Below are 18,065 nucleotides of genomic sequence, written 5' to 3'. Positions count from 1 at the left end.
CTTTTTTATGCACGTATTTCTCTTGCTAACTTTTGCAAATAAGTAATCTCTTTTGTATGTCTTTCTATGATTTTTTGTGCGATTTCTTGTACTTCTACATTAGGTGTATAGTTTAAGATGTTTTGTGATATCTTAATAATCCCTTCGTTATAGCAAATCATCTGAAGTAAAAACATACGATCTACATTTTCATCTTCAACTTTCTCTAAATCATCTATCATAGTATCTAGAGCTTCTTTAAAGACTTTTAAATACTCTGCTTCTTTTAAATCATCTTCTACCTTTTGTTCTTTTAGACGGATCCTAATCTCTTCCATCTTTTTAACTTCTGTAGCATTACGCTTACGCATGCTACGTCCTGCTTGACGAATCACTTGATTATCGCCATGATCCATTACATTCTTAGCAAGTGCTGAACCTGCCTTATAGTAAGCTAACATTTGTTCTACATAATCAAGGGTAGCATCATCTTCATCTGACGACTTATCCATGTCTTTTCTTAACGTTTTTAAAATAGCTTTCTGTTCTTTTCTATATGCCACAGGATCTTCTGGAGGTCTTTCCTGAGCCTGTACAGAGCTTACCAATGTTAGACATAGACATACAACCGCCAAGCTTCTTCGGATAAGTCTTTTCATAGTATTGTCTCCTTCTTGCGCTTATTCTTTTTTATTATTCGCAAGATGAGATTTTGTATACCTCTATTTTTTCAAGTTTTTCTGGTTTCACGTTTATATCAGACATATAAATTTCAGTTATAGAATCTTCTAATTTTGGTTTAGGTGTTATACCATCATCTTCATAGAGTTTGTATGCACAATGATCTTTGTAGTAACCAATAGCATGAAGCTTAGAGCTGTCTTGTGCCTCTACATTAGCTGCTACCTCACCTAAAATCAACATATGATTTGGTCTAATGAATACTGGCAAATGATCAAGATCTGCTTCAATATAATGATGACCCTTTTTCATTTCTTCTACAGTATAATTTGTTGCACTTTCAAAATTTACATACAACATATTTTCTGGTAAATACACATAACGTCCTGTTTTATTTTGTTCATATACAGGCGCAATCATAATGGATTCTCCTACTAACAACTGATCTTCAACTTGAGTACAATGAGGGTCATTATATTCAAAAGCAAGTGGTTTAAAGAGCATATCATTGCTTAATGTTGCTTTCATATATTCACTATAGAGATATGGAACAAGTGCGTAACGCATTTCAATCCATTTTTTGATACGTTCTGTATACTTAAAGTTATATGGTTCTTGGAATCTGGTATAAGCTGCTGTATGGTTTCTAAGAAGAGGTGTAAATACACCAAATTGAAGCCATCTTGTCAAAAGTTCTTCTGTTGTATTGTCACTAAATCCACCTACATCTGCTCCCGCATACATAAAACCACACATATTAAGGGATGGCATCATCTTAATATTAAGAAGTAAGTGGCTCCACCAAGAGCAGTTATCGCCAGTCCATATGCCACCATAACGATGCATACCAATGTAAGATGCACGAGAGAAAAGAAGTGTACGTGTATTTGGACGTAATTCTTTAAAAGCCTCTCCTGCAGCGCGAGTCATATTATAGCCATATAAGTTATGCACATCATAATGGCACACTCTCACTCCATCCATATCATGATACATATCCTTATAGTAGGCTTCTTGATTCATGATATTACTAAAGCTATCCTTAATACCAAAGAATGTGCCTAAATCTATATTTTCTCCTCTATGCTTTTCTACATTTGCCATAGCTGCTTCTACAGCTTTTGGTGTATAGAAAATAGCTGGCTCATTCATATCATTCCAAAATCCTTCTATACCTTTATCTAATAAAAAGGCATATTTATGACCAAACCATCTACGTGTCTTAGAATTTAAAAAGTCTGGGAAATGTACTTTTCCTGGCCATACTGCCCCTTCAAATACGTTACCTTCACCATCTGTTACAAAACAATTTTCTTTAAGGCCTTCTTCATATGTTTCATAATCTTCTTCTACCTTTACACCTGCATCAATAATCGGAATAAGACGAATACCCATCTCTTTCATTTCTTGTACAAAGGCCTCAAAGTTAGGAAAGGCTGTTTCATCTACTGTAAAATCTTTAAATCTTTCCATGTAATCAATATCTAAATAAATTGTATCAATTGGTATACCATTATCTTTAAAGTTCTTTGCTACTTGTCTCACTTCTTCACTTGTTTTATAGCTCCAGCGACTTTGCTGATATCCAAAAGCCCATTTAGGTGGGATATAACTTGTCCCTATCATCTGTCTAAAGGCTTTTACAATTTCAAGAGGTGTCTCACCCTCTATAATATATAAATTAAAATCCATAGTTTCTGGTTTAATAATTAATTCATCAATATTAGAGTATCCAATATCAAAACTAATACGTCCAGGATAATCTACAAAAACTCCAAATGGTTTATCTTCTGCTACAATAAAGAAATTGTGTGCTCCATATAAAGAGCGCTTAGCCTCTGTGTGAACACAATCATCTGCACAAAAACTTTCATAAATCCAACCTCTTTTATTAATTCCACGTAGGTTTTCACCTAATCCATATACTACTGTTTCTGGTTTTAGTGTATATGTAAAGCAACCTTCTCCTTCTACTAATCTTATTAATTCTTTACCTTGTTGAATCCCCTTATCTACGACAGCATCTGTTTCAATTGGTGTGCCATAGGTATATTTCATACTTGTTGTTTGCTTCATTTTCAACTCATCCTTTTCGTATGTAGTATAAATACCGTCATTTATAGTATACAATATTTCATTGTTATGTAGAATTATTATATTTGTAAAATCTATTGGTTATTTTTTATATAATATCACTTTCCAAATCATTGAAACATATCAACTAACGTTCAAAATACACCTTTATATTGTATACCTTTTTAACTTTTTGAGAACTCTACACTTAAAGTATATTTTTAAAGAGGTGATTTACATTGACTAAACGCTCTCGTCCTTTGCTGATTTGTCTACTTATTCTTAGCTTATTATTACCCTACACTGCTATTTATGCAACTTCTAGTGATACCTTTACTCTTGATGAAGTAACTTTATTAAATGATATTAAAAATATTCAATCTGAAATGGCACTTGCAGCTCAATCCGCTTATGCTAATAAGATAACAGGTAAGTCTACAAAAGCTCAATCAAAAATATTGGAAACAGTAGCTACACAGATAGACTTTCTATCTTCAGCTCTACAACCTTATGAAAATGCCCAGGGCCTTACCCTTGAGCAAAGTAACACTCTTCTTACTCTATTTAATATCATTAACTTTCTTAAATTTATGCAACAGGATTTATCTAAGTATATTAATGCAACAGATAATTATACAGCCTATCAATTATTAGTTGCCTATGTCAAAACCGACTCTTTCCTTTCTCAAGTACTGGTAGATTATGAGTATATACAATAACTTAAATAATAAAAGAGTTGATTTCAGTTATATGAAAATCAACTCTTTTATTATAATTTAGTGTAAAATTTTCTTTATCCTATGATTCTAAAATAAGGCTTTAATAGCTAAAAATACTAAAATAGCTCCACCTAAAAGCTCTGATTTACTTCCTAATAAGTCACCAAATTTCTTTCCGATAAAGATAGCTAATAAACTGCAAATTGCTGTTGTAAAAGTAATAATACTTGCTGCTGGTAAAATATCTACCTGCATTGCACTAAACCCAATACCTACAGCAAAGGCATCTATACTTGTTGCAATGGCTTGGATAAATAGCATCTTATAGGTTAATTCTTTTTTCTCGTCTGTTTCTTGTACCTCTACTGTTATTGCTACTTCTTCTTGTGTTGTTACTCCATCTACCATAGTCTCATCTACTAAGGTGTTCTTTTGTTCCTGCTTTTCTTTTACTTGTTCTTTTTCTTCTTTGATATGTTCAATACCATCTTTAAGCATCTTACCACCAATAAAACCTAATATGATAAATACTAAAATGCTTGCATATTGGCTAATGACATCTGCAAATAATCCCCCTGCAAAATAACCAATCAGTGGCATAAGACCTTGGAATAGTCCAAACAAAATAGGCATTGCATACGTTTTAGCTTTACCTGCATCCTTATAAACCATACCATTTGTCATAGATACTGCAACTGCATCCATACTTAGCCCAATTCCAATTAAAATAATTTCAATTAATCCCATATTACCTCTCCTCAATTTATAATTTTCTAAGAGCACATACTTATTTTTTCCAAAAAATAAAAGACCCATGTATGGCAAAAATACCATACATGAGTCTTGTTCATTAAGGCAAACCAGATTACAACGTAATCATTATGTTGACTTGCCACTTATTTCATAATAAGCAAACTACTCCCTCACGAAGTTACATCTATTATAAGTTATAATATTTGTGAAGTCAATTTTACAAAAACATCTTTTTGATTTCTTCGTATTTTTCTCCTGTTATCAAAGCATCTTTATCAAGATCCTTAAATTTAACAATATAGGTCCATCTACCATATGGAGAAATCTTTGTAATTTGAGAAAGATTGATAATATATGATTTATGGCTACGTATGAATTGGTCTGGATCTAGCTTTTCTTCTACCTCAGTAAGGCTTGCTGAGGTGGTAAAAGCATCTTTTTGTGTATATATCACTGTATTACTATCTTCTCGTTGCACTAAGATAATATCATTGATATTTACAAAACTCATACTCTCCTTACCCTTTACTAATAACTTCTCTAAGCCTTTTTCATAGCGTACAATCTTATCCATACTTGTTGCCTGATCAGGTTCCTGAAGTGCTTTTATACGTTCTAAAGTATGGGTTACACGTTCAACATTAAAAGGTTTTACTAGATAGTCAAAGGCATAAACTGAGAAAGCTTCTGGCATATATTCACAGTGAGCTGTTGCAAAAATAATCTTTGTTTTAGGCTCTATATCTGCTATTTCCTTGGCACAATCAAGTCCACTACCTTCTTTAAGTTGTATATCTAAAAACACAACATCTGGTTTAAGCTTATTAAAAACTCTAAGACCTTCTTTGCCTTCTTCGCATTCACCTACCACTATAAAGCCAGGTGTCTTCTCGATAATCTTACGCATAAGTAAGCGTATTCCTGCCTCATCTTCTATTAGTAAAACCTTAATATCCATTACATCCTCCCCATTCTTCTCCGTTCCATTCGTCTGCGCTTTGCTATAGGATCACCAATGATCTCAGATAGAATTATTGCATCTCTCCAATATTCATTGCTACTATTTTCTTCTTCTCTTAACCTAGTTTCCTCACGATGAACTTCTTGTTGCTTACGTTTTATTTGTTCTTCAAGCTGGCTATCTCTATCTTTTGCTACTGGTTGATGCTTTTGTTTTTTATTCTTTTTAGGATGGTGACTTATAGTTTCCTCTTGTTCATGGGATTTGTCGTTAGATTTATACGCATTTTTCCATTGAGTTTTCTTACCATGCATACCTTCACCAATTTGTTTAGCCATAGATTGTAATGCTGCTAAGTCTCCCATAGGATTATTATTGCGTTGGCCTGTAACAAGGAAATTATTAAGTTCCATTATTTTGTTTTCGAAAGAATTAAGATTGTTTCGCCCCATCTTTGCCACCTCCTAATGGTAGCTTGCCATTATTTGTAGTTGAGATTGTTTGACGCATTTTTGTATCTGCATTAATGTTTTGGAGTTCATAGTAGTCCATTACACCTATTTTACCTTCTCTTAACGCATAAGCCATAGCTTTTGGTACTTCAGCTTCTGCTTCAACTACATAAGCACGCATTTCTTGTTCTTTAGCAACAGCCATTGCTCTTCTTTCTTCTGCTTTAGCTTGAGCAATATTTTTATCTGCTTCAGCTTGAAGTGTTTGAAGTTGAGCACCGATGTTACGACCTACATCAATATCTGCAATATCAATAGATAAGATTTCAAATGCTGTTCCTGCATCAAGTCCTTTACCAAGCACCATTTTAGAAATACCATCTGGGTTTTCTAATACTTCTTTATGAGATACTGAAGAACCCACTGTTGTAACAATACCTTCACCAATTCTAGCAAGTACTGTTGCTTCTCCAGCACCACCTACTAATCTTTCTAAGTTAGCACGAACTGTTACACGTGCTTTAACTAAAAGTTCAATACCATCTTTAGCTACTGCTGATACATTAGGTGTTTCAATAACTTTTGGATTAACACTCATTTTAACGGCTTCTAATACATCACGACCTGCAAGGTCAATAGCTGCTGCCTTTTCAAAAGGTAGTTCAATTCCTGCACGTTCTGCTGCAATAAGAGCATCTACAACACGGTCAACATTACCACCAGCTAAATAATGTGCTTCTAATTGATTAACATTAAGGCCTACACCTGCTTTAGTTGACTTGATAAGTGGTAATACGATACGGTTTGGTACAACACGACGTAGTCTCATACCAATTAGGTTAAAGATACTTACTTTAACATTTGCAGCTAATGAAGATACCCATAATCCCATTGGTACAAAAATAAAGAATAAAATAATAAGAATACCTATAATACCTATAATAACAATACTTCTAATAATACTTGCATCCATCTTTTTCGCCCCTAACTTTTTTAATTTATTATCCCTTTGACTTAGGTTGTATTTATGCTTTCACTTTTACAATTAGTTTTGACCCTTGTACTTTATATATAACTATTGGTGTCCATTTTTCAATATATTGACCTTCAGAAATAATATCAAAATTTACACCTTCAAAACTACCAACACCTGAAGGACGTAGGTCTGTTGAAGCAACGCCTTCTTTTCCAAGTAAATAATCTAAGTCCGAGGAACTGATGTATCCTTCTGTTTTGTTAAGCTCATTTGTTAAGATAATAGGCCTTACCCATTTTCCTTTCGCCAAGAGCCATACCATGATCCCTAGCATTACTCCCAGTATTGCCAGGATGGCAATAGTCATAATCACACCCTCTACAATCGTGTCAGCTGTCAGGAATACGCTAATTACTAAGCAGATGGCACCTGCTATACCTGGAAAAGAAATACCGGGTGCAGTTAACTCTATTCCTACTAATACAAAACCTAAAATTAATAAGATTATGCTAAAAAGTGTCATTCCATCTAGTAGTCCTGCTATCATTATTTCACCCCCTTTTTATTACCTTTTGGTTATAGAACTATCATATTCCTTTTACATTTGACTTTCTATAGATACGCCACAACTTATACATTTTCTCTCCTCAAATGTCGTTTTTACCCCCTATACCTTTGGTACCAATATAGTAAAGCAAGTTTTATCAACATTAGAATCTACTTGAATACTCCCTCCAACCTTTTCTAATGTCTTCTTTACAATCGCTAATCCCATACCATGTCCCTCTTCTTTTTTAGTTGAAAAGCCTTGTATAAAAATATTAGGTAATACATCTGGTGGAATAACAGGTCCATTATTGTAGATATAAAAGCTATAATTTGCTTGATCCTCACCAATATCAATATATAACTTTCTCATATTCTCTTTTTGCATTAAGGCAGTAAAACCATTATCTATAACATTAGATAACACCTTACAAAGCTCCCATGGCTCCATTGATATATCCTTCAAGTTAGACTTTACCTCTAGATAGACTGATACATCTTCATTTTGTCCTTTTTGCATCTTTGCTTGGAGCAACGCATTAACCGCTGGGTGAGAGGTCTTAAGTGCTTTGCCTACTTTAAGTAGATCTTCATAAACAGGTTCCATATAATGCTTTGCTTCCTCAAATTCTTCAAGCTCCATCAAACCATAGATCACTTGGATATGATTTAAATAGTCATGACGTTGCTCTCTTAAGGTTGCATTTAAGTTCTCTAGATTCTGGATTGTTTCTTGCACATCTTTTCTATCTTCTCTTGCTATTAAAAAATAATAGCTCACTACTGCTAACATACTATTAAATGTTGTTAGTCCTGCTGAGCCATACAGAAGAAGGAACATATCTTGGCTTGGTGCATAGTTGATATAAAAAATGATGACGATAATTAATAAAATCTGCAGAATGTTGATAAGAAAAGATAGCCTAATGATTTTTTTTAAATTCATTTCTGTACCTCTATTTTATACTTTAGTATATAAATAATTCTTTGAACTTTTTACTATTATACCATGCATCTTCCTAATACTTTATCATTATTCTAATATAAAATTATTATTACACTCTTATTCACAAAATAGAATTTTAATTAAAGAATAAAGGCAATGGTGCTACCCTATTTAATAAGTAACCCCATTGCCTTTATTAATATTTAATTGATTTACATTGTCTCATCTATAACTATATACGTCGTAGGCATTTCATTTGCACTCCAATTTGTTTTAATATAATCTTTACAATGCATAATATGAGCAGGAGCAGATACAACTTCACTAAATAATCTCATCCTCGCTATTCCTTTTATAGATTGCTTTAAATGTATTGGTGTATGATTTTTTAAAATGCTACAAATCACTGAAAATATCTCCTGTGAAAGCTGATATGTTTCCTCAATAATAGGGTCCAAAATTTTTATGACTTTGTCTATCTGTTTCTGAGTATAAACAGGAACTGTTATAGCTAATTCACCATTCTTATTAAGGACATAACCTCTTTTTATTAAGGTAACAATCATTTCTTTTTCATATTCATTTGGATCTTTAACCTGACCTTTTGCAAGCCTTATAAATAAATTTACAAGCTTTCTATCATTATAAAAATCATGATGTGTTCCCTTTGGATTCTCTATCCAATCCATAAAATAAAGCATACAATCTTCTATTTCCACGCCTCCCCCTTGTATTTGACAAATATTAAAAGCATTCTTGCACTCTTCTTCTCCCCAAACATATGCTCTTTCTCCAAATGCTGTTATTGGTGTTTCTCCCCCTAAATCAATCTCCTGACATTTTTTAAAAGTTGATGCTAATACCATACACATCATCTGCCACATATAAGTATTATGGCTCATATTACACCCATAAAATCCAATACTTCTAATATCACTTTCATGTGCTACCAAAAAGTGATTGATGCTATCTGCAATTTTATCTTGAATATCTGCAAGCTTACTAGAAACTTCTCTACTAAAATCTTTCGACATTATGACAATGTTAGTGGTATATCTATTTCCCCTTTTAAGAAGAATACCCGCATTAACAAGCGTATATAATTCACTTTCAAGATATGGTAATGCAACTCCTATTTGTAAACTAATTTCTTCACCTGTTAAATCATCGTTATAGCATGCCCATAAAATATTTTGTGGAATAGCTTTACTATCTAAAAGTTGCCAAAATCTATTTGGTCCTTCTCCCATATACATCAAAGATAATTGTTTAGGATTATAACTTTGTTCACCATAATTTCTATTCATATTCATACCTTCTTTCAGAATTTTTCTTGCTTTAAAAAGTAAATATTTTACCATACTCTCACTAATAGAGAGTTTTTGAGAAATTTCTAAGCATGATTTATTCTCGAGATAATAAAGTATCGTTACCTTCCTATATTTTTCCGACATAAGGGACAACTCTCGCCTTAGTAAATCAATTTCAGTATGGTCATCTTTTATGTCATCAAAATAGCCATAATAGCTTTCTTCAATCAGTTCACACTCTTTTATTTTTATCTTTCTTCTATACCAACTACTATACACATTACCTGCAACACTCCACATAAATTTATAAATAGCCTGATCATCACGAATATTAGGTAATGATTTAATGAGCTGTAGCAGAATATCTTGTGCTAAATCTTCTGCTTCATGTTGAGTAGACGTACGTGTCATGCAATATGACAATATGGATTTTGATACTTCAGCTATCTTACTATCTATTTCGTGCTTTTCCATTTCCTTCTGCTCCTTTCTTTTTAATTTGTTATTTATATAGTCGTATGAATATGAATTCGGTTAATAAAAATCAAAAAATACTTCTCTTTATTTTATTAATGTTTTTGATATCTTCTCTACTAGCTTCGGTTGTATTAAAGGATATGTAAGCTTTTCTGGTATCTCATCAAAAAAGCTTATTTGCTCTATTTCCATATCTGGTAATTTACCCAGTTCACTTATCTCTGCAAAAAAGAGCATACCAAACGTCTCAATATCCCCTCGTACTACAGAGTATACTCCTATCTGTATTAACTCAAACGCTACTGCCCCTGTTTCCTCATATAGTTCTCTTTTAGCACACTCTACAATTGTTTCACCTTGTTCTCTATGTCCACCGGGTACTTCAAATGTATCTCTTTCTTTATGCTTGCAATATACCCATTGTCCCTTATATCTAGACGCAATTACTGCATACTTTAGCTTGTTATCCTCTATTTCATCATAAAATTTAACTTCCATTTATTCTTCTCCTATTCTTCTTTTGTTTATCCTATGTCATAGCTATCTCTCATCATCCAGTAAGTATACTCTCTTTCATCATACACCTCGCCTCTTAATAAGGTAAAGAGATACAAAAAGAGGCCCTACTCTTAGTAGTAAGACCTCTACATATCTAATAAATCTTATCTAAAACAGCATCTGCTGTCTTATGAATATTCTTATTGGTTACTTCTAAACGTTTTCTATAGAATTCATTATACATAATATCTATAAGGAACATTTGGCTCATTTGAGATGATGTTGAGCCTCCATCTAAAGGCCCTTCATTAGCCCCACATAGCAAAGTTACATCTGAATAGACTGTTAGGGGTGATTTGGCATATCGGGTTAAGCAAATAACTCTTGCTCCACTTTGTTTGGCTAGTTTGGCAACATGGATTGTATCTTTTGTCGCACCAGAATATGAAATAACAATGGCAACATCACCTTCTCCTAGCATAGAAGCAGACATTGCTTGCATATGCGAATCCATTACACATCTTACATTAGGAATAATTTTCAAAAACTTATTCATTGCAAACATGGAGGTTAGCATACTTGCCCCTACCCCAAAGAAATGAATACTGTCTGCTGTTTCTAAATAGTGCATCACTTTTGCAAAATCAGCTGTCTGGATAAGCCCATAAGTTTCATTGATTGCATTAATATTATTCTGAAGAACCTTCTTTGCTAATACTTCAAATGGATCTTGCAAATTAATATTACCAATTTCTTCTTCTACTTCTAAATCATCATGATTCATACTTAAAGACAGTTGCATCTTAAATTCTTGATAGCCTTGTAATCGCAAGCTCCTACAAAAGCGAAATACACTTGTATCTCCAACTTCACAGGCATCTGCTAAATCTGTAATAGACATGAATAATACCTTTTTAGTATTCTCTAAAATATAATTAGCTACTTTCTTTTCTGCCTTTGTATATCCAGAATACCCCTCACGTATTCGTCCTATCAAATCATTACTTGCCATTTTTCCACCCCATTTTGCTGTTTAATCTAATGTACAAGCAAGTTTCACTGCACCTAAAAGACCTGCTGTGTTTCCGAGTTCTGCTTGTCTTAAGACTACATTTCTAAAACTTGGCATGATATTAGTGTAAAGCATCTTCTCTAATTTTTCCACTACATATGTTTGAGCAAATACGCCTCCTCCTAAAACAATACATGGAGGATTAAAAATATGAATCAAGCTAACAAGTCCATACATAATCTCTTTGATCCATTCATCAACAATCTGCTTAATAGGGTCTTCATCTAGTCTTTCAAATAATTTGCGTCCATTAGTAATCGTAGGATCATACGCTTGTGCCTTCGCTACTAGAGCTGTTGTAGATGCATACTTCTCATAACATCCACTAAAATACTCCCCTTCTTTTCTATCTTCTGGATGAACAATCATACTTCCAAATTCTCCTGCTGAAAACTCTGCACCTGTATAGATTTTTTTGTTGATAACAATTGCTCCACCTACCCCTGTTCCATAAGTCAAACATAGGAAATGATCATACCCCTGTCCTGCACCAAATGCAGCTTCTCCTATTGCTGCTGCATTTACATCATTCTCTACTGCTACTGGTACATGAAAAGTGCCTTCTAATATCTCTTTCACCTTCATACCTGTATAACCCGGAATATTTTCATTAGCATATCTTATCATACCTTGTACCGAATCTACTTGCCCAGCTGTACTAATACCTATTCTATCAAATTCATCGTATTCTTTTAGTATAGAAATAGCCTTTGCTACCACAGCTTCCCCGCCTGCTTTAGCATTAGTTGGGTACTCTTTAATTTCACTCAGTTGATTATTCTTCCATACCCCTGCCTTAATCGAAGTTCCACCTATATCAAGTGCTACAATTCTCATTTCTTCACCTACTTCTTAACTTTTACTACACATTTTTTAATTGCTGTATTAGATCCTACTTGAATACCTGGTTTATGTAATTCTTCTATCATACACACAATAAAGCGTCCTGGTCCAAGTATACATGAGCTTCCTGTGTTTGCCTTAAAGAATCCTATATCTTCTTTATAAGCTTCAACTTCTTCTATCCCCTCTGTAGCAACTTGAATCATTTCGGTACCTACTAAGTCAATTTGAATATCCATATAATTCTTATGATATTCGAAGTTTAATTCTTGTGCCCCTTTTGTAGTTGCCTCCATTATATTAATAAAAACATTGTCACCATCTATATCTGTTCTTCCTAGTGGAAGACTATTTAGGTCATTACTTGCAATAAATTCTATTGCCTTATCTAAATGTTCACTTATTCCTTTGTAATTTACTATATTTGTTATTAAATCATAAATCATTATGTTCATCCTCTCTATTCTATATATTTAAAAGGGGGCATTGCATAAAATATGCAAAAGCCCCTTGATATTACTTACCCTATCATCCTTTAACAGCTCCCATTGTAATACCTTGTGTAAAGTATTTTTGGAAACATACAAACATCAATACAATAGGTATTGCAGCTAAAGTTGCTCCTGCCATAATTACACCATAGTTTGTTGCAAATTCTGCTTGAAGTGTTGCTACACCTAATGAAATTGTAAGTTTTGATCTTGTATTTAACATAATGAGCTGCATAAAGTAGTCATTCCATGAAGTAATAAAAGTGAAAATTGCAAGTGCAGCTACTCCTGGTTTTACAATAGGTAAAACAATGTTAAAGAAGGTATGTAATTCACCACATCCATCTATTTTTGCTGCTTCTAAAAGTTCCCCAGGAATTGTTTCACTAAATTGCTTCATCAAGAATATCCCAAATGGCCATCCTACCGCTGGCAAAATAACTGCTGCCAATGTGTTATGGAAGCCCAATGCATTAACCATTCGCACAAGTGGTACAAGTACAACTTGCTTTGGAAGAGCCATTGCAACTACAAACATTGCAAAGATAAATCTTTGTCCATAAAAGCGTTTTTTAGCTAATACATACCCTGCAAGTGCTGCCGTTAAGCATACTAAAATCATAGTTATTAATGAGATCCAAATACTATTTCCTAACCATTGAAGTGCTGGGTTTTTAAAAAGTTTTACAAAGTTCTCCATCGTTGGATTTAACGGGAACCATTCTGGTGGAATTTGTACCGTTACTTTTTGAGCTTTAAATGCTCCTGTTATAATCCAGTAAAAAGGAAATATAAAAATAAAAGTAAGTATATATAAGAATGCCATTGAAATAACTCTGTATGGTGTTATTTTCTGTTCTCGTGTACTAAGTGCTTCTTCTTTTTCTCTAACTTTTTTTGCCAATTGCATTAGAGTGCCCCTCCCTTCTAGTATTCTACATCGTTTCCGAGTACTTTGAACTGTGCAAAGCTAATGATACCGATAATGATTGCTAAGACTACTCCCATTGCGTTGGCATAGCCAAATTGAGTAAGCTTAAATGCTTTTTCATATACCAGATACATAATTGTGCTTGTCGAATAGTTCGGCCCCCCGGAAGTCAACAACTGAATCAATGAGAAACATTGGAAGGAGTTAATTGTAGTAATAACCACTACATATAAAGTAGTCGGCATAAGACAAGGCCATTTTATCTTTCTAAAGATTTGCCAATTATTACCCCCATCTACTTCTGCAGCTTCGATAAAAGATTGAGGTATATTACCAAGTGCTGCTACATAGAGGATAATAGGCTGCCCAACAGATGTAGTAAGTAGGATAATAATAATTGCCCATATAGCAAAACGTTTATCTCCTAACCACATAATAGGCTCATCAATGATACCGCCTGATTGTAAAACATAATTTAAAATACCGTTAAGTGGATCGTAAATCCATTTCCATACTACAGTTACAGCAACGGTTCCTGTAACAACTGGTAAGTAGAATACACCTCTAAAGAAAGAGCGTACGCCTGCTTTCTTTTGATAAATAGTTACCGCTACAAATAAAGAAAAAATTACTACTACTGGCACAGAACCCAGTACAATAACTAATGTATTTCTCATAGACTTCCAAAAAATTTCATCTTGAAAAAGATTAATATAATTTTGGAGTCCTATAAAATTAAATTTCTTTAAAGTGTAGTCAAAGAAACTAGTAAAAATCCCTGATAACATTGGATATACAACAAATGTAAAGAAAAACAATAATGCAGGTGCCAAGAAAAGATAAGAAACTATAGTTTCCCTAACACGAATCTTGGGTAGATTATGTTTATTCATAGTCACACTCCTATTCGGTGATTTTCCTTAATAGGCTGCCGTAAAATACTTAAATCTTATTTCACGACAGCCCTTTAAACTTACTTATTATTGAGCATTTTGGATTGATTGGTTTGAGTAACTTACAAAGTCATTAAGAGCTGCTTCTGGAGTTTTATCTCCTGCAAGTACTGCTTGCATCATTGGGAACCAGTAAGTTCTCATTTCTGCAAAACCATCAATTGTGTTGTAATATGTGCCATAGTATTTTGTTAAATTAGCTAAGTAAGTCATGTTGTCATCACCTTCATAGAGGTTGCCATATGATCCACGAACCGGGAATGTTGCTGTTTGTTTAACATTTTTTGGTCCCCATGTTGGATCATTACAAATGAAATCAATAAGAAGTTTAGAAGCTTCGATTTTCGCTTCATCTCCATTATTAAAGATACAGAAACCATCGATAAGGTATTCAAGTTCTGGCTCTTGACCTGCTGGAGTTGGGAATGGAACAAAGATTGGTTCAAAGTCCATATTTGCTTTGTTATTATTATAAACACCAGGACTGAAAAGAATAGTATGAGATACACGTCCTGATGTAAATTCTTCGATAGATGCTGTACCATCAAGGGCACTACCATTTAGTAAGAGACCTGAATCTACTGCATCTTTAACAAATGCTAAAGCTTCAATACCACCCTCACTATTAATTGTGTACTCTGTAAGTGCATCATTTGTAATAGGTGTTCCTGCTAAGTTAGAAATAAATGCTCTAGGACCTTGGTCTCCACCTTGAGATACACAGTATACTACTGCACCTTTTTCACCCTTTTCTTTAAGTGCTGCTAAAAGTGCTTTATATTCATCTACTGTCCAAGTTCTATCTCCTTCTAGGTTAATCATATCTAATAATCCATGTTTTTCTAACATATCCTTATTAAATGCCATTAAGAAAGGAGCTGAAGAAATAGGATACATGAAATAATCATCTCCTACTTTTGAAGCATTAATAATATTATCATTGTTTACGTCTTTTATAAATTCATCTGTGAACATACTATTTACGTCAGCTAACACACCATCTTTAGCGTAAGAAATGATTCGTCCTGGTGCATCAAAGAGTACATCACATACGGTACCACCTTGGATTGCATTCGTGATTTTTTCTGGACCAGATGCAAAATCAATCATTTCCATGTTTACTTTAATGTTTGGATATTTCTCATTGAACGCTTGGATAATACCTTCTTCATACTTTCCTGCTGTATCATCTATTGGTGCAAAGTTAGGGAAGTTCCACCATGTAATTTCTACAGGCTCTTCTGTCTTTACTTCTTCCTTTTGTGAGGAATCCTTTTCTGATGAACTGCTTTGTGATTCATTATTTGCAGGTTTTGATGTCTCCGCTGCTGTTCCACATCCTACAAACGTTGTTAAAGAAACTGCTAATGTTAATAATAATGCGAAAGCTTTTTTCATAAATTTATCCCCCTTAGAATAAAATTCGTATATTGATCACAGATTCAATCTGTTAGATCCTTTAGGCTAACTACTTATTATTGCAATGCTTCTACGTAACGCTTTGTAATGTCCATTGGTCTTGTAATGGCTGTTCCCACAACCGCTGTTAAGGCTCCTGTATCAATAGCCTTTCTTAGATCTTCTGGGCACCAGATGCCCCCTTCTGCTATCACAGGCTTGCCACAGTCTCTAACTAATGACCCTATGAGATCAAAGTTAGGTAAAGTAGCTCCTTGTGTATAGTCTGTATAGCCATGCATCGTTGTACCAATTAGGTCAAATCCTATCTCAGCTGCATGTATACCTTCTTCATATGTAGAACAATCCGCCATGAATAATTGGTCTGGATATTTTTCTCTGATTTCTTTGAAAGACTCATCCAATGTCTTACCATCAGGTCTTTCTCTTTTTGTTGCATCTATTGCAATGATGTCTACTCCACATTCCACTAATGCATCTACTTCCTTTATAGTAGGTGTGATGTACACGTTACAATCTCCATATTGTTGTTTAATGATCCCTATAATAGGTAAATCGACCGTTTTTTTAATTTCCCTTATATCTTCAACTGTATTAGCGCGTATCCCTACAGCACCTCCCAGCTTAGCTGCATATGCCATTCTTCCCATAATATAAGAGCTATGTAATGGTTCATGTTCAAGTGCTTGACATGAAACAATAAGTCCACCTTTGACTTTATATAGTACGGAGTGATCCATAGGTTATCCCCCTTATTTAATATTTGTTTATATCTTCTGAATTTATAATAACATAAAGAAAAATTTTTTCAATAGTTTTTTGGAAATTTTTTTCATAAATTAAGCACTTTTTATTAATAACTTGTCTTTTCCATTTTAAATTTGTTTATATTACATATATAATGGATGATATTTTTTTTATTCTTATTTTCTCAAAAAAATGAACAAAATTTTCTTTTTTTATTGATTTCCTTTTTTAAGAATGATACTATAGTAAAAAGTTATTTAATTATTCATATAAATATCCTAGGAGGGTTTAACATGTCCAAATACGAAACTTCACGCTTTAGAAATGTCACAGTTGCACTTAATACACCATTTAATGCTTGTGGTGATATTGATTTAAAAGCGGCTAAAGCACTCACTCGCTACTATATTAATAAAGGTGTTAAGAGTCTTTATGTTTGTGGAAGTACTGGAGAAGGCTTCTTACTTGATGATAATGAACGTAAACAAGTTGTTGAAGCTGTTACCGAAGAAGCTGGAAATGAAATGAACATTATCGTACATGTAGGCACACCATCTAGCAGACACGCTGCTGAGCTTGCTAAACATGCTGAAAGTGCCGGTGCTGCTGCAACATCAGCTGTACCTTGCGTTTACTATAGACCAAGTGAAGAAAGCGTATATCGTCATTGGACAACAATTACAGAAGCTGCTGACCTTCCTTTCTTTATCTATAACATCCCTCAACTTACAGGTTTCAATCTCTCTATGACACTTTTCAATAGAATGTTAGAAAACGAACGTGTTGCTGGGGTTAAAAATTCATCTGAACCTTGTCATGATATCCTTCGCTTCAAAGAAGCCGGCGGAAAAGACTTTATCGTTTTTAATGGCCCTGATGAACAATACTTAGCGGGTCGTCTTATGGGTGCTGATGCAGGTATCGGCGGTACATATGGTGCTATGCCAGAACTCTACTTAAAACTTGAAGATTTAATTAGACGTAATGAAATTGCTAAAGCACAAGTGCTTCAAAACAAAATCACTCATCTAATCTACCGTTTATGCAGTTTCCCATCTATGTATGGTGCTTGCAAAACAATTATTAGAATGGATGGTTGCAATATTGGTGACCCTAGACTTCCTTTCTTACCAGTTGATGAAAAAGATCCAGCCATCATTACTCTTTTCAATGATATCAGAGCTACAATTGAAGAATGGAAAAATGTATAATCTATTCATTAGCCTAAAATAAAAAGA

At 33.8% G+C, this 18,065-nt stretch carries 19 protein-coding genes; 2 read left to right on the top strand and 17 right to left on the bottom strand.

The genetic code is table 11. From position 1 onward, the window contains the following. Positions 1-5: 5 nt before the first annotated feature. Both PBV87_RS06570 and PBV87_RS06565 read right to left on the bottom strand, forming a co-directional pair. A complete protein-coding gene (locus PBV87_RS06570) occupies positions 6-638 on the bottom strand; it encodes a DUF305 domain-containing protein (RefSeq protein WP_053982570.1) in 633 nt (210 codons plus the stop codon). A 34-nt stretch (positions 639-672) separates the two neighbouring features. Next, a complete protein-coding gene (locus PBV87_RS06565; protein WP_465221116.1) occupies positions 673-2,790 on the bottom strand; it encodes a glycoside hydrolase family 31 protein in 2,118 nt (705 codons plus the stop codon). Positions 2,791-2,972: 182 nt separating this feature from the next. Here PBV87_RS06565 and PBV87_RS06560 point away from each other — a divergent pair, with 182 nt between their 5' ends. Then, positions 2,973-3,452, top strand: coding sequence for a hypothetical protein (locus tag PBV87_RS06560; protein WP_271011584.1), 480 nt, complete (start codon positions 2,973-2,975; stop codon positions 3,450-3,452). A gap of 87 nt (positions 3,453-3,539) precedes the next feature. Here PBV87_RS06560 and PBV87_RS06555 read toward each other — a convergent pair whose 3' ends face one another. The 15 genes from PBV87_RS06555 to PBV87_RS06485 form a co-directional block, all read right to left on the bottom strand. Continuing rightward, positions 3,540-4,199: a manganese efflux pump MntP gene (locus PBV87_RS06555; RefSeq protein ID WP_271011583.1), complete on the bottom strand. Its 660-nt coding sequence runs from the start codon at positions 4,197-4,199 to the stop codon at positions 3,540-3,542. 223 nt (positions 4,200-4,422) lie between these two features. Further along, positions 4,423-5,163 carry a LytR/AlgR family response regulator transcription factor gene (locus tag PBV87_RS06550; protein ID WP_271011582.1) on the bottom strand — a complete coding sequence of 247 codons (741 nt, stop codon included), beginning with the start codon at positions 5,161-5,163 and terminating at the stop codon, positions 4,423-4,425. Next, a complete protein-coding gene (locus tag PBV87_RS06545; protein WP_271011581.1) occupies positions 5,163-5,618 on the bottom strand; it encodes a hypothetical protein in 456 nt (151 codons plus the stop codon). The genes PBV87_RS06550 and PBV87_RS06545 overlap by 1 nt, the downstream gene beginning before the upstream one ends. Continuing rightward, positions 5,599-6,591, bottom strand: coding sequence for a flotillin-like protein FloA (gene floA / locus PBV87_RS06540; protein ID WP_053982575.1), 993 nt, complete (start codon positions 6,589-6,591; stop codon positions 5,599-5,601). The genes PBV87_RS06545 and floA overlap by 20 nt, the downstream gene beginning before the upstream one ends. 52 nt (positions 6,592-6,643) lie before the next feature. After that, the gene (locus PBV87_RS06535; RefSeq protein ID WP_271011580.1) at positions 6,644-7,141 is read right to left on the bottom strand and encodes an NfeD family protein; all 498 of its coding nucleotides are present in this window, start codon (positions 7,139-7,141) and stop codon (positions 6,644-6,646) included. Positions 7,142-7,261: 120 nt separating this feature from the next. After that, positions 7,262-8,086 carry a sensor histidine kinase gene (locus tag PBV87_RS06530; protein ID WP_053982576.1) on the bottom strand — a complete coding sequence of 275 codons (825 nt, stop codon included), beginning with the start codon at positions 8,084-8,086 and terminating at the stop codon, positions 7,262-7,264. Positions 8,087-8,298: 212 nt separating this feature from the next. Next, entirely contained in the window at positions 8,299-9,870 is a 1,572-nt protein-coding gene (locus tag PBV87_RS06525) for an RNA polymerase sigma factor (protein WP_271011579.1), read from the bottom strand. Positions 9,871-9,957: 87 nt separating this feature from the next. Further along, complete coding sequence (locus PBV87_RS06520) at positions 9,958-10,371, bottom strand: NUDIX hydrolase (RefSeq protein ID WP_271011578.1); 414 nt, start codon at positions 10,369-10,371, stop codon at positions 9,958-9,960. A gap of 154 nt (positions 10,372-10,525) precedes the next feature. Further along, complete coding sequence (locus tag PBV87_RS06515) at positions 10,526-11,383, bottom strand: MurR/RpiR family transcriptional regulator (protein ID WP_053982578.1); 858 nt, start codon at positions 11,381-11,383, stop codon at positions 10,526-10,528. Between the two features lie 21 nt (positions 11,384-11,404). Beyond that, the gene (locus PBV87_RS06510) at positions 11,405-12,280 is read right to left on the bottom strand and encodes an ROK family protein (RefSeq protein WP_271011577.1); all 876 of its coding nucleotides are present in this window, start codon (positions 12,278-12,280) and stop codon (positions 11,405-11,407) included. Positions 12,281-12,288: 8 nt separating this feature from the next. Continuing rightward, positions 12,289-12,732, bottom strand: a complete 444-nt coding sequence (locus tag PBV87_RS06505) for a NanQ anomerase/TabA/YiaL family protein (protein WP_271011576.1) — start codon at positions 12,730-12,732, stop codon at positions 12,289-12,291. Between the two features lie 82 nt (positions 12,733-12,814). Beyond that, on the bottom strand, positions 12,815-13,687 hold the full coding sequence (locus PBV87_RS06500) for a carbohydrate ABC transporter permease (protein ID WP_053982581.1): 873 nt from the start codon (positions 13,685-13,687) through the stop codon (positions 12,815-12,817). A gap of 17 nt (positions 13,688-13,704) precedes the next feature. Beyond that, positions 13,705-14,601: a carbohydrate ABC transporter permease gene (locus tag PBV87_RS06495; RefSeq protein WP_053982582.1), complete on the bottom strand. Its 897-nt coding sequence runs from the start codon at positions 14,599-14,601 to the stop codon at positions 13,705-13,707. 87 nt (positions 14,602-14,688) lie between these two features. Further along, a complete protein-coding gene (locus tag PBV87_RS06490) occupies positions 14,689-16,059 on the bottom strand; it encodes an ABC transporter substrate-binding protein (RefSeq protein WP_053982583.1) in 1,371 nt (456 codons plus the stop codon). A gap of 77 nt (positions 16,060-16,136) precedes the next feature. Next, on the bottom strand, positions 16,137-16,820 hold the full coding sequence (locus tag PBV87_RS06485; RefSeq protein ID WP_271011575.1) for an N-acetylmannosamine-6-phosphate 2-epimerase: 684 nt from the start codon (positions 16,818-16,820) through the stop codon (positions 16,137-16,139). 300 nt (positions 16,821-17,120) lie between these two features. Here PBV87_RS06485 and PBV87_RS06480 point away from each other — a divergent pair, with 300 nt between their 5' ends. Next, a complete protein-coding gene (locus PBV87_RS06480) occupies positions 17,121-18,038 on the top strand; it encodes a dihydrodipicolinate synthase family protein (RefSeq protein ID WP_271011574.1) in 918 nt (305 codons plus the stop codon). Positions 18,039-18,065 lie beyond the last annotated feature (27 nt).

The organism is Holtiella tumoricola, from assembly GCF_027857615.1.
In the GTDB taxonomy this organism is placed as follows: Bacteria; Bacillota; Clostridia; order Lachnospirales; family Cellulosilyticaceae; genus Holtiella; species Holtiella tumoricola.
Note: the sequence above shows the minus strand (reverse complement) of the source record. Positions and strands in the feature narration are given on the sequence as shown.

Bases quoted from the DNA above. Each gene is read 5' to 3' on its own strand.
- PBV87_RS06490 (WP_053982583.1), bottom strand. From the start codon at position 16,059: ATGAAAAAAGCTTTCGCATTATTATTAACATTAGCAGTTTCTTTAACA.
- PBV87_RS06480 (WP_271011574.1), top strand. From the start codon at position 17,121: ATGTCCAAATACGAAACTTCACGCTTTAGAAATGTCACAGTTGCACTT.
- PBV87_RS06500 (WP_053982581.1), bottom strand. From the start codon at position 13,687: ATGCAATTGGCAAAAAAAGTTAGAGAAAAAGAAGAAGCACTTAGTACA.
- PBV87_RS06550 (WP_271011582.1), bottom strand. From the start codon at position 5,163: ATGGATATTAAGGTTTTACTAATAGAAGATGAGGCAGGAATACGCTTA.
- PBV87_RS06570 (WP_053982570.1), bottom strand. From the start codon at position 638: ATGAAAAGACTTATCCGAAGAAGCTTGGCGGTTGTATGTCTATGTCTA.
- PBV87_RS06535 (WP_271011580.1), bottom strand. From the start codon at position 7,141: ATGATAGCAGGACTACTAGATGGAATGACACTTTTTAGCATAATCTTA.
- PBV87_RS06510 (WP_271011577.1), bottom strand. From the start codon at position 12,280: ATGAGAATTGTAGCACTTGATATAGGTGGAACTTCGATTAAGGCAGGG.
- floA (WP_053982575.1), bottom strand. From the start codon at position 6,591: ATGGATGCAAGTATTATTAGAAGTATTGTTATTATAGGTATTATAGGT.
- PBV87_RS06520 (WP_271011578.1), bottom strand. From the start codon at position 10,371: ATGGAAGTTAAATTTTATGATGAAATAGAGGATAACAAGCTAAAGTAT.
- PBV87_RS06485 (WP_271011575.1), bottom strand. From the start codon at position 16,820: ATGGATCACTCCGTACTATATAAAGTCAAAGGTGGACTTATTGTTTCA.
- PBV87_RS06545 (WP_271011581.1), bottom strand. From the start codon at position 5,618: ATGGGGCGAAACAATCTTAATTCTTTCGAAAACAAAATAATGGAACTT.
- PBV87_RS06515 (WP_053982578.1), bottom strand. From the start codon at position 11,383: ATGGCAAGTAATGATTTGATAGGACGAATACGTGAGGGGTATTCTGGA.
- PBV87_RS06505 (WP_271011576.1), bottom strand. From the start codon at position 12,732: ATGATTTATGATTTAATAACAAATATAGTAAATTACAAAGGAATAAGT.
- PBV87_RS06555 (WP_271011583.1), bottom strand. From the start codon at position 4,199: ATGGGATTAATTGAAATTATTTTAATTGGAATTGGGCTAAGTATGGAT.
- PBV87_RS06530 (WP_053982576.1), bottom strand. From the start codon at position 8,086: ATGAATTTAAAAAAAATCATTAGGCTATCTTTTCTTATCAACATTCTG.
- PBV87_RS06495 (WP_053982582.1), bottom strand. From the start codon at position 14,601: ATGAATAAACATAATCTACCCAAGATTCGTGTTAGGGAAACTATAGTT.
- PBV87_RS06525 (WP_271011579.1), bottom strand. From the start codon at position 9,870: ATGGAAAAGCACGAAATAGATAGTAAGATAGCTGAAGTATCAAAATCC.